The 13,245-nt window shown below is 69.4% G+C and carries 11 protein-coding genes; 7 read left to right on the forward strand and 4 right to left on the reverse strand.

Annotation, left to right across the window (positions count from 1 at the left end; genetic code table 11):
- Positions 1–4: 4 nt before the first annotated feature.
- Positions 5–1,177, forward strand: coding sequence for an amidohydrolase (locus tag MYK68_RS07595; protein ID WP_247867256.1), 1,173 nt, complete (start codon positions 5–7; stop codon positions 1,175–1,177).
- Positions 1,174–1,947, forward strand: coding sequence for an ABC transporter permease (locus MYK68_RS07600; RefSeq protein ID WP_247867257.1), 774 nt, complete (start codon positions 1,174–1,176; stop codon positions 1,945–1,947). Before MYK68_RS07595 ends, MYK68_RS07600 begins: the two co-directional genes overlap by 4 nt.
- 55 nt (positions 1,948–2,002) lie before the next feature.
- Here the strand turns inward: MYK68_RS07600 and MYK68_RS07605 are convergent, their stop codons facing one another.
- Positions 2,003–3,166 carry a YncE family protein gene (locus MYK68_RS07605; RefSeq protein WP_247867258.1) on the reverse strand — a complete coding sequence of 388 codons (1,164 nt, stop codon included), beginning with the start codon at positions 3,164–3,166 and terminating at the stop codon, positions 2,003–2,005.
- A gap of 370 nt (positions 3,167–3,536) precedes the next feature.
- On the opposite strand from MYK68_RS07605, the gene MYK68_RS07610 reads away from it, so the two are divergent.
- Entirely contained in the window at positions 3,537–4,742 is a 1,206-nt protein-coding gene (locus tag MYK68_RS07610) for a L,D-transpeptidase (protein ID WP_247867261.1), read from the forward strand.
- A gap of 126 nt (positions 4,743–4,868) precedes the next feature.
- A complete protein-coding gene (locus tag MYK68_RS07615; protein ID WP_247867266.1) occupies positions 4,869–6,008 on the forward strand; it encodes an acyl-CoA dehydrogenase family protein in 1,140 nt (379 codons plus the stop codon).
- Positions 6,009–6,077: 69 nt separating this feature from the next.
- Here the strand turns inward: MYK68_RS07615 and allB are convergent, their stop codons facing one another.
- On the reverse strand, positions 6,078–7,451 hold the full coding sequence (gene allB, locus MYK68_RS07620) for an allantoinase AllB (protein WP_247867268.1): 1,374 nt from the start codon (positions 7,449–7,451) through the stop codon (positions 6,078–6,080).
- Between the two features lie 234 nt (positions 7,452–7,685).
- Between allB and MYK68_RS07625 the strand changes: the two genes are divergently transcribed.
- Both MYK68_RS07625 and MYK68_RS07630 read left to right on the forward strand, forming a co-directional pair.
- On the forward strand, positions 7,686–9,218 hold the full coding sequence (locus MYK68_RS07625; protein WP_502798327.1) for an NCS1 family nucleobase:cation symporter-1: 1,533 nt from the start codon (positions 7,686–7,688) through the stop codon (positions 9,216–9,218).
- Positions 9,219–9,252: 34 nt separating this feature from the next.
- Positions 9,253–9,975 carry an aspartate/glutamate racemase family protein gene (locus tag MYK68_RS07630; RefSeq protein WP_247867273.1) on the forward strand — a complete coding sequence of 241 codons (723 nt, stop codon included), beginning with the start codon at positions 9,253–9,255 and terminating at the stop codon, positions 9,973–9,975.
- Positions 9,976–10,066: 91 nt separating this feature from the next.
- Here the strand turns inward: MYK68_RS07630 and MYK68_RS07635 are convergent, their stop codons facing one another.
- Both MYK68_RS07635 and MYK68_RS07640 read right to left on the reverse strand, forming a co-directional pair.
- Complete coding sequence (locus MYK68_RS07635; protein WP_247867278.1) at positions 10,067–10,888, reverse strand: bifunctional allantoicase/(S)-ureidoglycine aminohydrolase; 822 nt, start codon at positions 10,886–10,888, stop codon at positions 10,067–10,069.
- Between the two features lie 52 nt (positions 10,889–10,940).
- Positions 10,941–12,221, reverse strand: coding sequence for a DUF6986 family protein (locus MYK68_RS07640; RefSeq protein ID WP_247867279.1), 1,281 nt, complete (start codon positions 12,219–12,221; stop codon positions 10,941–10,943).
- A gap of 167 nt (positions 12,222–12,388) precedes the next feature.
- Here MYK68_RS07640 and MYK68_RS07645 point away from each other — a divergent pair, with 167 nt between their 5' ends.
- The gene (locus MYK68_RS07645) at positions 12,389–13,150 is read left to right on the forward strand and encodes an IclR family transcriptional regulator (protein WP_247867280.1); all 762 of its coding nucleotides are present in this window, start codon (positions 12,389–12,391) and stop codon (positions 13,148–13,150) included.
- Positions 13,151–13,245: the final 95 nt, after the last annotated feature.

Consider the following 13,245-nt stretch of genomic DNA (forward strand, 5'->3'; position numbering starts at 1 on the left):
GAGTATGCCGACGCTCAGTGACGAAGCCCTGTCCCGACTCCGCGGCATCCGCCGGGACATTCATGCCCATCCCGAGCTCGCCTTCGCCGAGGTCCGCACCGCGGCGCTTGTCGCCGGCCGGCTGCGCGACCTCGGCCTGGAGGTGACCGAGGGCATCGGCGGCACCGGGGTGGTCGGCGTGGTGCGCGGCCGGGCCGGCGGACCGGTGATCGGCCTGCGGGCCGACATGGATGCGCTGCCGATCGTCGAGGCCGGGGACCGGCCGTACCGGTCCACGGTCGAGGGCGTGATGCACGCCTGCGGGCACGACGGTCACGTCACCATGCTGCTCGGGGCCGCCGAACTGCTGGCCGCCGGCCCGGCTCTCGACGGGACCGTGGTGCTGGTGTTCCAGCCCGCCGAGGAGGGCGCGGCCGGTGCGCCGGCGATGATCGACGACGGTGTGCTGGAACGCTTCGGCATCCAGGAGATCTACGGGATCCACAACATCCCGGGCATCGCCGAGGGCCACTTCGGAGTCCGGCCCGGCGTGCAGCTCGCCTCGTTCGACGAACTCGACATCATCGTGTCCGCGGCGGGCGCCCACGCCATGGCACCCCACGCCACCGGCGACGTGATCGTGGCGGGTTCGGCGCTGGTGACCGCGCTGCAGACGATCGTCTCCCGGCGCCTCGATCCGCTGGTGCCCGCGGTCGTGTCGATCACCCAGTTCACCGCGGGGGAGACCAACAACGTGCTGCCGACCACGGCCCGGCTGCGCGGCACCGCCCGGTGTCTGTCCGCGCAGGCCCGCGATCGGATCGAGGAGCTGGTCACCGGCATGTGCGCCTCCGTCGCGGCCGCGCACGGGGTGACGATCGACCTGCGCTACGAGCGGCGCTACCCGTGCACCGTCAACGATCCGGACTGCGCGGCCCGCGCGGCCCGGGTGGCCGCCGAGGTGGCCGGCGCGTCGCGGGTCGACCCGCGCACGCCCGGCATCCTCGCCGCCGAGGACTTCTCGTTCTTCCTGGAGCGGATCCCCGGCGCGTACGCGTTCCTCGGGAACGGGCCGATCACCCCGGATCGCGGTCCGGTTCACAACGACAGCTACGACTTCAACGACGACATCATCGGCGTCGGCGCGGAATACCTGGCCGCGGTGGCGGCGGCCGCCATCGCCGATCGCCACCGGTGACCGATCTCAGCAGCACCGTCATCCACATCGGGCCCGCGCTGGGGGTCGCGCTGGTGCTGCTCACCGTCGTCGCCGCCGTGGTCAACCGGCTGTCCGGCAGCGGGGAGGGGGCCGCCACCGTGTGGTCGGTGGCCCGGGCGGTGGTTCAGCTCGGCATCCTGGCGGCGCTGATCGCCCTGGTGATGCACCGGCTCTGGGCATCGGCGCTGTTCATGGTCGTCATGGGCGTGGTGGCCGGCACCACGTCGGCCCGCCGGATCGCCCGGCACGACCGGCGCGACGTACGACGACGGGTCCGCGAGACCGCATGCTGCGTGGTGGCCGTCGCGGTGCCCGCGCTGGTGATCGTCGCGGTCCTGATCCCGGCGGGCGTGCTGCCGCCGAACGGGCTGGCCGTGATCCCGACCGCGGGCATCATGTTCGGCGGCGCGATGAACACCGCGTCGCTGGCCGGGCGGCGCGCCCTGGACGAGTTGCGGCTCCGGGCGGGGGAGGTGGAAGCGGCGCTGTCGCTCGGCTTCTCACCGCGCGACGCCCGTTCGGAGATCTGCCGGCCGGCCGCGGCCAGCGCCCTGATGCCCGCTCTCGACCAGACCAAGTCCGTCGGGCTGGTGACGATCCCCGGTTCGTTCGTCGGCATGATCCTGGGCGGCGCGTCGCCGCTGGTGGCCGGCATCATGCAGCTGTTCGTGCTGATCGGGATCCTCGCGGTGAGTTCGATCGCGATGGCGCTGACCGTCGAGTTCGTCGCTCGCGGCGAACTGGCCTGACGCGAAAGCCCCGGATCGCGCTGGTGCGCGTTCCGGGGCTTCGGCGGGTGAGTGGCTACTTCTTGGTCACCGAGACGATGGTCAGCTTGCCGCCCTGGTGGTTGGTGCTGTACACGGTCCCGGTCTTCTCATCGACCACGATCGAGTGCTCCGCGGCGCCGGTGCGCAGCGTGGTGATGACGGCGCCGGTGTCGGCGTTCAGCACGGTGATGGTCTTGCGCTGCAGGTTGGCCGTGTAGACCAGGCGGCGCTGCCCGTCGATCGCGAGCTTGTCCGGGGTGGTGCCGGTGACGATGGTCTTGACGACGGTCAGCGAGTTCGGGTCGATGACCACGATCTTGCCGGTGTCGAAGCTCGCCGCGAAGACCTTGCCGGTGGCCGGGTCGACCTGCGGGCGGGTGTTGGACGGAGTCGGGATCTTCTTGATCACGGCGTTGGTCCGGGTGTCGACGACCGTCAGGTAGTTGGTCTTCTTGGCGTTGTAGTCGGCGTTGCCGACGTACAGCCGGTTCCGGCTGGTGTCGATGTCCAGGAACGACGGCATGTAGATGTTGCTGATCTTGGCGACCTCGCGGCGCTTGACCGTGTCGATCACCGACACGTAGTTCTTGGCGTTCATCGCGACGTAGGCGAGCTGGCTGCGCTCGTCGACGGCGACGCCCATCGGGTGCGCCTGCGGGAAGCTCAGCAGGTTCGAGGCGTTGGTGGTGGTCGCGTTCTGGCTGACGATGGTCACGCCGTTCGCGTGCGACGCGGTGCTCACGATGCGGCTGTGGGCGTTGTCGACGCCGATCCCGTCGGGCACCTGCGGGGTCGGGACCACCGGCACCGGGCCGAACGGCATGAGGCCCCACGGCATCGGGGCGTAGTCGATCTTGCCGACCGGCTTGCGCTTGGTGATGCTGAACTTGGTCACCCCCGGCTGCAGTGCGCGGAAGTCGAAGCTGACGTTCGAGCCGCCCTTGGTCTGCATGGTGAAGAACGAATCGGTGATGAAGAGCTTGCGGGTCTTGTCGTTGATGGCCAGCTCGGCGCCGGACTTCACGCCGGCGGGGGCGGAGGAGACGCGGAAGTTCCAGTCGCCGCCGGGGGCCGCGTTGGCCTGGGGAGCGACGCTCACGGCGGGCGCGAGCACGGCCAGCAGGCCGGCGCCGGCCACCGCGAGAGTGGTGCGCTTGACGGGACGGGGACGTCGTGAGACCGGCACTGAAAGAGACATGAACCAGAGATTAGCATAGCCTTATCTACCCGATCGGGCTCGCGTTCGGCGTTCGGCCGCCGATATGGCACGCGCGGGCCGCGCGGTCGTGAAGCATCTCTCACCCGGACGGTATGAATCGGTCGAATCGGCCGTGACCTGTACTGATGCGAATGACATGCCGGTGATTCGCCACGGCGCGCGTCTGGCGGGATGGCCGCGGCGTCCTGTATCCTCGCCGGTGAGGGGGTGTACAGCGCCGTGTCCGTCCCTCATTGCGGGGACGTGCAAATGCGCGCAGGTATCCCTACAATAGACCTAACCGGGACACCGGTCCGCTTAGGTGGGCGTCGAGGATCGTTCGACGCTGGCAGGTTCAGTTTGGAGCATCATGGGGTTCAGTCGTCTGCGACGTCGTCGCACTTTCCGCACGGCCGCCGTGCTGGGCACGCTTGCCGCGTCCGCGGTCGCGCTCACCGCATGCAGCAGCTACAGCGACAAGGTGCACGCGTCGGGTGAGTTCGCCGACATGATCAGGCCGGCCATCTCGGTGACCGACCAGGGCGGCGCTCCGCTCGCCAAGGACGCGGTCGGCGTGCAGCCCGGCAAGAAGGTCGTGGTCAAGGCCACCGAGGGTGCGCTGAGCGATGTCACCATCACCAGCTCCAGCGGCACCCGGGTGAAGGGTGCGCTGAGCGAGGACGGCGGCACCTGGACCAGCGCAGAGGACTTCGGGTACGACAAGAAGTACACCGTGAAGGCCGCGGCCGTCGGCGTCGGCGGCAAGACGTCGACCAGCCAGACGTTCACCACGCAGGCCCCGGACAAGCTGACGCAGGCGTACATCTCGCCCAACGAGAAGACGGTCGGCGTCGCGACCACGATCGGCGTGCGCTTCGACGAGTCGATCCCGGACCGCAAGGCGGCCCAGGACGCCATCAAGATCACCACCGACCCGCAGGTACAGGGCGCGTTCTACTGGATCAGCGACACCGAGGTCCGCTGGCGGCCGGAGCACTTCTGGAAGCCGGGCACCAAGGTCAAGGTCGAGGTGAACACCTACGGCATCAACCTGGGCGACGGCATGTTCGGCCAGGAGAACGTCTCGCAGAGCTTCACCATCGGCCGCGCCATGGAGCTGTACGCCGACGACCACACCAAGGAGGTCGTCGTGAAGAAGAACGGCCAGGTGATCCGCACCATGCCGACGTCGATGGGCAAGGACTCCACGCCCACCGACAACGGCATCTACATCATCGGCGACCGCCTGGACAGCATCATCATGGACTCGTCCACCTACGGTGTGCCGAGCAACTCGCCCGAGGGCTACCGCACGCCGGTCGACTTCGCCACCCAGATGTCCTACAGCGGCATCTACCTGCACTCGGCTCCCTGGTCGGTGTGGGCGCAGGGCAACACCAACACCAGCCACGGCTGCCTCAACCTGAGCCCGGCCGATGCGCAGTGGGTGGTGCAGAACACCCTGCGCGGCGATCCGGTCACCGTGAAGAACACGGTCGGCGACACCCTCCCGGGCACCGACGGTCTGGGTGACTGGAACATCCCGTGGTCGACGTGGTCGAAGGGCAACGCCTGACCGGCCCCGGCCGCACGACGAAATGATCCGACCGCTCCCGGCACCCGGGGGCGGTCAGATCTTTACATCGGCCGTTGTTAGTATCGCGGAGACCGCATACACGCATGAGTTAGGTGGCAACACGCAATGGTTAAGCCGTCCTGGGAGACCGAGGAACTGAGCGCGCTCCGCGAGATGACGCGCGCTTTCATGGAGAAGGAGGTCACCCCGAACGTCGAACGCTACCGGGAGCAGCACCACGTCGACCGCGACCTGTGGAACAAGGCCGGTGAGATCGGCCTGCTGTGCATGTCCATCCCGGAGGAGTACGGCGGTGGTGGAGGCACCTTCGCCCACGAGGCCGTGCTGATCGAGGAGCAGGCCCGCACGGCCGACACCTCGTGGGGTGTCAGCCTGCACAACGGGATCGTCGCGCACTATGTCCTCGCCTACGGCACGGAGGAGCAGAAGCGGGCGTGGCTGCCCAAGCTGGCGTCCGGCGAGTGGGTCGGGGCCATCGCGATGACCGAGCCGGGCACCGGGTCGGATCTGCAGAACGTCAAGACCAAGGCGGTCAAGGACGGCGACGACTACGTCATCACCGGGAACAAGACCTTCATCACCAACGGCGGACAGGCCGACTTCGTCATCGTCGTGGTCAAGACCGACGCCGGCGAGGGCGCCAAGGGTATCTCGCTGATCGGTGTCGAGACCGAGCGCGAGGGCTTCAGCCGCGGCCGCATCCTGGACAAGGTCGGCATGAAGGGCCAGGACACCGCGGAGCTCAACTTCGACGGTGTGCGGGTGCCGCAGTCGAATCTGCTCGGCGACGCCGAGGGTCTCGGCTTCATCCAGCTCATGCAGCAGCTTCCGCAGGAGCGGCTGATCATCGCCGTGGGTGCGGTGGCCGGCATGGAGGTCGCGCTGGCGAAGACGCTGGAATACACCAAGGACCGCACCGCCTTCGGACGGCCGATCTTCGGCTTCCAGAACACCAAGTTCAAGCTGGCCGAGGTCGCCACCGAGGCGCACATCGCACGCGTCTTCGTCGACGACTGCATGGAGAAGCATCTCCGCGGCGAGCTGGACATCCCGACCGTCGCGATGGCCAAGTGGTGGACCACCGAGAAGGCCATGGAGATCGCCGACACCTGTCTCCAGCTCTTCGGCGGCTACGGCTACATGAACGAGTACCCGATCGCCCGGATGTGGGCCGATGCCCGCGTCCAGATGATCTACGGCGGCACCAACGAGATCATGAAGGAGATCATCTCGCGGTCGCTGTGAGCGCCTGAACGACGACGGCCCGCCCGCTCCGATCCGGAGCAGGCGGGCCGTTCGCGTTCGCGGCGGAGGTCAGACGTCGCCGCGGCGCAGCAGCCGGCCCTTCGGGGTGGTCAGGTCGACCTTCTCGCCGCGCAGCCAGGTGCCGGTCACCACGCCGGCGAGCGCCCGGCCGTCGTACGGGCTCACCGGATTCTTGTGGTGCAGCCGGTGCACGTCGACGACGTACGCGGACTCCGGCTCGAAGATCGCGAAGTCGGCGTCGTAGCCGAGAGCGATCCGGCCCTTGCTCTTCAGCCCGGCCAGATCGGCCGGGCGGGCGGCCATCCATTCCAGCACCTGGGGGAGGCCGATACCGCGCTGGCGGGCCTCCGACCAGATGAGCGACAGTCCGAGCTGCAGCGAGGCGACGCCGCCCCAGGCGACGCCGAAGTCGCCGTTCTCCACGTCCTTCAGGTCTGCGGTCGACGGCGAGTGGTCGCTCACGATGCAATCGATGACACCGTCGAGCAGTCCCTGCCAGAGCAATTCGCGGTTGGCCGCCTCCCGGATCGGCGGGCAGCACTTGAACGCGGTGCCGCCGGCCGGGACCTCCTCGGCGAGCAGCGTCAGGTAGTGCGGACAGGTCTCGACGGTGATGCGGACCCCGTCGCGCTTGGCCGTGGCCAGCATCGGCAGGGCGTCCGACGACGACAGGTGCAGCACGTGCGCGCGGGCGCCGGTCCAGCGGGCCCGCTCGATGACCTCGGCGATCGCCACGTTCTCGGCGCCGCGCGGCCGCGAGGCGAGGAACCGCGCGTACTGGTCGCCCTCGGCGGTCGGGGCGTGGTCGATGGCGCGGGAGTCCTCGGCGTGCACGATCATCAGCGAGTCGTAGGTGACCAGCTTGCGCATGTCCGCCTCCATCTCGTCGGCGGTCAAGTGCGGGAACTCGTCGACGCCGGAGTGGAGCAGGAAGCATTTGAAGCCGAAGACGCCGTCGTCGTGCAGGGCGCGCAGATCGCCTTCGTTGCCCGGGATCGCGCCGCCCCAGAAGCCCACGTCGATGTGGGTCTTGCCGCGGGCGCTGGCGCGCTTGATCTCGAGGGCCTCGACCGTCGTGGTCGGCGGGATCGAGTTCAGCGGCATGTCGATCAGTGTCGTGACGCCGCCGGCGGCCGCGGCGCGGGTGGCCGATTCGAAGCCCTCCCACTCGGTGCGGCCGGGCTCGTTGACGTGCACGTGGGTGTCGACCAGGCCGGGGATCATCACCTGGTCGTCGTTCAGCGTGATCACCTCGTCACCGGCGAGGCCGCTGCCCAGCGGCTCGATGGCGACCACCCGGCCGTCGCGGATGCCGATCTCCCGGTCGACGATGCCCGCGGTGGTCAGGATCCGGCGGCCGCGGACGACCAGATCGAAGGGGAGGGCGGTGGGCTGGGCGGCCGTGCCGGGGGTGTCGGTCATCACTCGGACTCCTTGATCATCGGTGATCGGGTGGACCCGAGATTACCCCAGTAATTCCTCATAGTGGAACTATTCGCGCTGGGAGTGGAACTCGATGCGTGACGAATTCACCGAAACTGTTGACATGTGACTGGTCGGTAGGGATAACTTGGTCCAACAACGGAAACCTAGTTCCGCTACATGGAATATTCAGAGGTGGTCGCGGCGGCCACCCCGTCCCCCGGGAAGTGCACCATGAGTCTGCAGACCCCCACGCATCACGATGACGGCGTGCACGCCGCGGCGGACGCGCTGATCCCGCCCGATGCGATCGAGGTGCCGCCGGGCGCCAGCGCGGAGCTGTACAACGTCGATCTGGCGCCGACGCAGCGCGCGGGCCGCCGGTGGAGCGGCTACAACATCTTCACGCTGTGGGCCAATGACGTGCACAGCCTGGGCAACTACGGTTTCGCGATCGGCCTGTTCGCCCTCGGCCTGGGCGGCTGGCAGATTCTGGTGGCACTGGTCCTCGGCGGCCTGTTCCTGTTCGTCCTGCTGAGCCTCTCCGGCTTCATGGGCGAGAAGACGGGCGTCCCGTTCCCGGTGATGAGCCGCATCTCGTTCGGTATCCGGGGTGCGCAGATCCCCGCCGTGATCCGCGGCGGTGTCGCGATCGCCTGGTTCGGTATCCAGACCTACCTGGCCTCGGTGGTCCTGCGGGTCATGCTGGTCGCCATGTTCGGCGGCCTGGCCGGCCTCGACAAGAACGACGTCCTCGGGCTGTCGACGCTCGGCTGGCTCTCGTTCGTGGGGCTCTGGGTGATCCAGGTGATCATCGTCAGCTACGGCATGGAGATGGTCCGCAAGTACGAGGCCTTCGCTGGTCCGGTCATCCTGGTCACGATGGTGGCCCTGGCCGTCTGGATGCTCGGCCGGGCCGACTGGTCGATCGCCTGGACCAGGCCCGACTCGCTGACCGGCGGCGACATGTGGCTCAAGATCGTCGGCGGCGCGAGCCTGTGGGTCGCCATCTACGGCACCTTCGTCCTGAACTTCTGCGACTTCACCCGCAACGCGGTGTCCAAGAAGTCGATCATCCGCGGCAACTTCTGGGGCATCCCGCTGAACATGCTGCTCTTCGGCGGCATCGTGGTGGTCCTCGCCGGCGGGCAGTACAAGATCAACGGCACCGTGATCGAGTCGGTGTCCGACATCGTCGAGGCCGTCCCGAACACCGCGCTGCTGGTGCTCGCCTGCCTGGCCCTGCTGATCCTGACCGTCGCGGTGAACCTGATGGCGAACTTCGTCGCCCCGATCTACGCGCTGAACAACCTGTTCCCCAAGCACCTCAACTTCCGCCGCGCCGCGCTGAGCTCGGCGGTCATCGGCCTGGTGATCCTGCCCTGGAATCTGTACAACTCGCCGGCGGTGATCGACTACTTCCTCGGTGGCCTCGGTGCGCTGCTCGGCCCACTGTTCGGCATCATCATGGCCGACTACTGGCTGGTGCGCCGCAGCCGCGTCGACGTCCCGGCGCTGTACACCGACGCGCCGGACGGCGCCTATCACTACCGGGCCGGCTTCAACCTGCGCGCGGTCGGCGCGCTGATCCCGACCGCGGCCTTCGCGCTGGTGATGGCCTTCGTCCCGGCGTTCGGCGCGGTGTCGAACTTCTCCTGGTTCATCGGGGCCGGACTGGGCGCGCTGGTGTACCTTCTGGTCGCCGACCGGCAGGGACCGTTCGCCGATGTCTCCGGCGAGCCGATCGCCGTCCCGAGCACGCACTGACACCCCAACCGCCCGAGAACGGAAGCTGAAGAACATGCGCATTCTGGTCGCCAACGTCAACACCACCGCGTCGATGACCGAGGCCATCGCCGCCTCGGCCGCCGCCGTCGCGTCGCCGGGCACCGAGATCGTCGGCCTCACCCCGCGCTTCGGGGCCGACTCGTGCGAGGGCAACTTCGAGTCCTATCTCGCCGCGGTCGCGGTGATGGACGCGATCACCTCCTACGACGGGCCCTACGACGCGGTGATCCAGGCCGGCTACGGCGAACACGGCCGAGAGGGTCTTCAGGAACTGCTCGACGTCCCCGTCGTGGACATCACCGAGGCCGCCGCATCGACCGCGATGTACCTCGGGCACAGGTATTCGGTGGTGACCACGCTGGACCGCACCGTGCCGCTGATCGAGGACCGGCTGCTGCTCGCGGGTCTCGACCGGCGTTGCGCGTCGGTGCGGGCCTCCGGCCTGGGGGTGCTGGAACTGGAGTCCGATCCGCAGCGGGCGGTGCGCGCGATCGTGGAGCAGTCGCGGGCGGCGGTCGAGCACGACCGCGCCGAGGTGATCTGCCTGGGCTGCGGCGGGATGGCCGGACTCGAGGAGCAGGTGCGGGCGGCGACCGGGGTGCCCATCGTCGACGGTGTCCGGGCCGCGGTGACGATCGCCGAGGGCCTGGTCCGGATGGGACTGTCCACGTCGAAGGTGCGGACCTACGCACCGCCGCGGGAGAAGACGGTCACCGGCTGGCCGTTCCGGGTCTGACGTCGCCGGGGCAGACCGGATCCATCGAGGTACGGAATCGTCTGCGGCGGCGCCCCTTCCGGGACGCCGCCGCCGATCGTCGTGCCTCCGGTCAGAGCCGGATCTGCCGGTTGACGTCCTTGTACAGCAGGTAGCGGAAGTTCGACGGCCCGCCGGCGTAGCAGGCCTGCGGGCAGAAGGCGCGCAGGGACATGTAGTCGCCGGCCTCCACCTCCACCCAGTCGTCGTTGAGGCGGTACACGGCCTTGCCCTCCAGGACGTAGAGGCCGTGCTCCATCACGTGCGTCTCGGCGAACGGGATCACCGCCCCGGGCTCGAAGGTCACCACGTTGACGTGCATGTCGTAGGCGAGGTCGTTCGGATCGAGCATCCGGGTGGTCCGCCACTTGCCGTCGGTGCCGGGCATCGCGGTCGGCTCGATGGCGCGCTCGTTGCCGAAGCGCGGCGACGGGACGTGTCCGGCGAGCGGTTCGTAGCGCTTGCGGATCCAGTGGAAGTTCGCCGTCCCGGTTCCGGCGTTGTGCGCGCTCCATTCCTGGCCGGCCGGTAGATAGGCGAAGCCGCCGGCGGTCAGGACCTCGGTGGCCTCGCCCGCGGTCACGGTCAGTTCACCGGCCGTGACGAAGAGGAAGCCCTCCACCTCCGGCTGCGGTTCGGGGGCGTCGGAGCCGCCGCCGGGGGACACCTCGACCACGGACTGGGCGAAAGTGGTGGCGCCGCCGGCGACCGGACGGTTGATCACCCACGCGCGGGTACCGGTCCACTCCGGGAACACCGAGGTGACGATGTCGCTGTACACCCCGCGCGGAATCACCGTGTAGGCCTCGGTGACCACGGCGCGGTCGGTGAGCAGATCGGTCTGCGGCGGCAGACCGCCTGCCGGGGTGTAGTACGGGGCGGATTCGGGGGTCATCGTGATCCTTCTGGGGTCGGGCTGGTCGGGGACGGGTCTGGGCGGCGCAGGCTCAGGCCAGGGGCGTGGTGACGCGGCCGAGCGCGATCTCGCGGACGGTCGCCGGCGGCAGATCGGTGGCGGCGGCCACCTCGTCGTCGGTGAGGGCGCCGCAGGTCCGGCCGCGGTCGAGGAACGCCGCGAGGGCCCGGGCGGTGGCGGGCTCGTCGAGCACCGTGGAGTCCAGGCGGTGCATGTAGTTGCGCAGGCGGCCGGCCGCGGCGGCGAAACCGTCCCGGTAGAACGCGTAGGTCGCGAGGTAGCGGGTCACCAGCTGCGCCGGGTGCAGGTCCCAGCCCTGGTAGATGCCGCGCTCGAGGTGACGGCGGACGAGCCGGGCGTGCAGCGCCCACGCGCGGGTGACGGATTCGGCGTCCCCGGCCGGGAGGATGTTGGTGGAACCGTCGGACAGGTGGACGCCGGTGCCGGCGACCGCGACCTGCATGACGGCCTTCGCGTGATCGGCCGCCGGATGCTCCATCGACTGGTACGCCGCCGCGATACCCAGCGAGGCCGAGTAGTCGTACGTGCCGTAGTGCAGGGAACTGATCCGGCCCGGCGCCGCGTGGATCATCCGGGCGACGGTCGCCGTGCCGTCCGGGCCCAGCACCGCCTGTGGCGTCTCGACCTGCACCTCGAAACGGAGCCGGCCCTCCGGGAGATGGTGGATGCGCTCGAGTTCGGCGACCACCGCGGCCATCGCCTCGACCTGTGCCACCGAGGTGACCTTGGGCAGGGTGAGGACGAGGCCGTCCGGTAGCGGCCCCCGGGCGGCCAGACCGCCGATGAACAGGTCGAGGGTGCGCAGTCCGCGCGGCCGGACCGGCGCCTCGAAGCACTTGAACCGGATACCGGCGAGGGGCGGTGCCGACCCGGTGCCGAGCGCCTCGGTCAGTGACTCGACGGTGGCGGCGACGTCGGCGTCCTCCTGCGCATCCGGCCGTCGTCCGTAGCCGTCCTCGAAGTCGATGCGCAGGTCCTCGATCGGCTCGTCGCGGAGTTTGCGGGCCACCAGATCGGCGAGCCGGTGTGCCCGCTCGTCGCCGGTGGTCACGGTGGCCCGGGCGATCGCGGCGAGACCACCGTGGGTCTGCGCCGCCGCCAGGGCCGCCGCGCCCCAGCGCGCGGGCAGATCGGCGGTGTAGCGGTCGGCCGGGATGTAGACGGTGTGCACCGGCTGACGACGGCCGTCGTCGCCCGGGTACCGGCGGGCGAGGGCGTCGTCGGCGGGTGCGAGGCGGCGCTGCACCTCGCCGAGGAAGTCGTCGCCGAGTCGGCCGGGCGGACTGGTCACGGAAGCTCCCTCGGATGGTCGTTAGCGGAAGATCAATTCCACGATGTGGAGTTTACAGATTCCCGCCGGTGCGACACAACGATTCGGCTGTTCCGGCGGTCGCGCGTCGTCGTCGGGGTGATTCCGCATCGCGGACGGTATCGTGGTCGACAACAGAGAGGCCCACGATGGTGCAGAAGACGGGCGGCGTCCAGTCGGTGGAACGCGCTTTCGAACTCATGGAGCTGATCGGCCGGGCCGGAGGCGAGTGCTCGCTCAGCCACCTGTCCGCCGAATCCCCGCTGCCGCCGCCGACCATCCACCGGCTGCTGCGGACCCTGGTCGGCATCGGCTACGTGCGCCAGCTGCCGAACCGCCGCTACGCCCTGGGCCCGCGGCTGATCCGGCTGGGCGAGGTCGCCAACCGCCAGCTCGGTGCCGTGGCCGTGCCGGTGCTCGCCGAACTCGTCGAGCAACTGACCGAGACCGCGAGCCTGGCCGTACTCGACGGCGACATGGTGATCTACACCGCGCAGGTGCCGTCGCCGCACAGCATGCGGACCAACACCGAGGTCGGGCGCCGGATCGCCCTGCACACGACCGCCGTCGGCAAGGCGGTGCTCGCCGAGCTCGACGACGCGCGCATCGTGAAACTGGTGACGCAGGGAGGACTGGCCCCGGCGACCGAACACAGCGTGACCTCGCTGTCCGGCGTGTTCGCCGCCGTCGAGCAGGTGCGTGCCGAGGGCTTCGCGATCGACGCGGAGGAGCAGGAGATCGGCGTGCGCGGTATCGCGATGGCGGTGCCCGGTGCCCCGACGCCGATGGCCGTGGGCATCTCCGGACCGCTCGCGCGGGTCGACGACGCCTTCCAGCGGCGCGCGGTCGCCGCCCTCACGGCGGCCACCGGCACCATCTCCGAAGCACTCATCGGGTCCCGCGACCGCTGACCGCGACCGGCCGTGCATCGCGTGCCAGGTTCCGCGGAGACGCCACCGTCGGGCTATGCGATGAGTCACAATTGGACCGCGTCACGCCGGGCCGC

This window comes from Gordonia sp. PP30, assembly GCF_023100845.1.
GTDB lineage: Bacteria > Actinomycetota > Actinomycetes > Mycobacteriales > Mycobacteriaceae > Gordonia.

Coding starts and splice junctions, on each gene's coding strand:
- MYK68_RS07645 (WP_247867280.1), top strand. CDS start 12,389: ATGGTGCAGAAGACGGGCGGCGTCCAGTCGGTGGAACGCGCTTTCGAA.
- MYK68_RS07615 (WP_247867266.1), top strand. CDS start 4,869: ATGGTTAAGCCGTCCTGGGAGACCGAGGAACTGAGCGCGCTCCGCGAG.
- MYK68_RS07625 (WP_502798327.1), top strand. CDS start 7,686: ATGAGTCTGCAGACCCCCACGCATCACGATGACGGCGTGCACGCCGCG.
- MYK68_RS07610 (WP_247867261.1), top strand. CDS start 3,537: ATGGGGTTCAGTCGTCTGCGACGTCGTCGCACTTTCCGCACGGCCGCC.
- MYK68_RS07605 (WP_247867258.1), bottom strand. CDS start 3,166: ATGTCTCTTTCAGTGCCGGTCTCACGACGTCCCCGTCCCGTCAAGCGC.
- MYK68_RS07630 (WP_247867273.1), top strand. CDS start 9,253: ATGCGCATTCTGGTCGCCAACGTCAACACCACCGCGTCGATGACCGAG.
- allB (WP_247867268.1), bottom strand. CDS start 7,451: ATGACCGACACCCCCGGCACGGCCGCCCAGCCCACCGCCCTCCCCTTC.
- MYK68_RS07595 (WP_247867256.1), top strand. CDS start 5: ATGCCGACGCTCAGTGACGAAGCCCTGTCCCGACTCCGCGGCATCCGC.
- MYK68_RS07635 (WP_247867278.1), bottom strand. CDS start 10,888: ATGACCCCCGAATCCGCCCCGTACTACACCCCGGCAGGCGGTCTGCCG.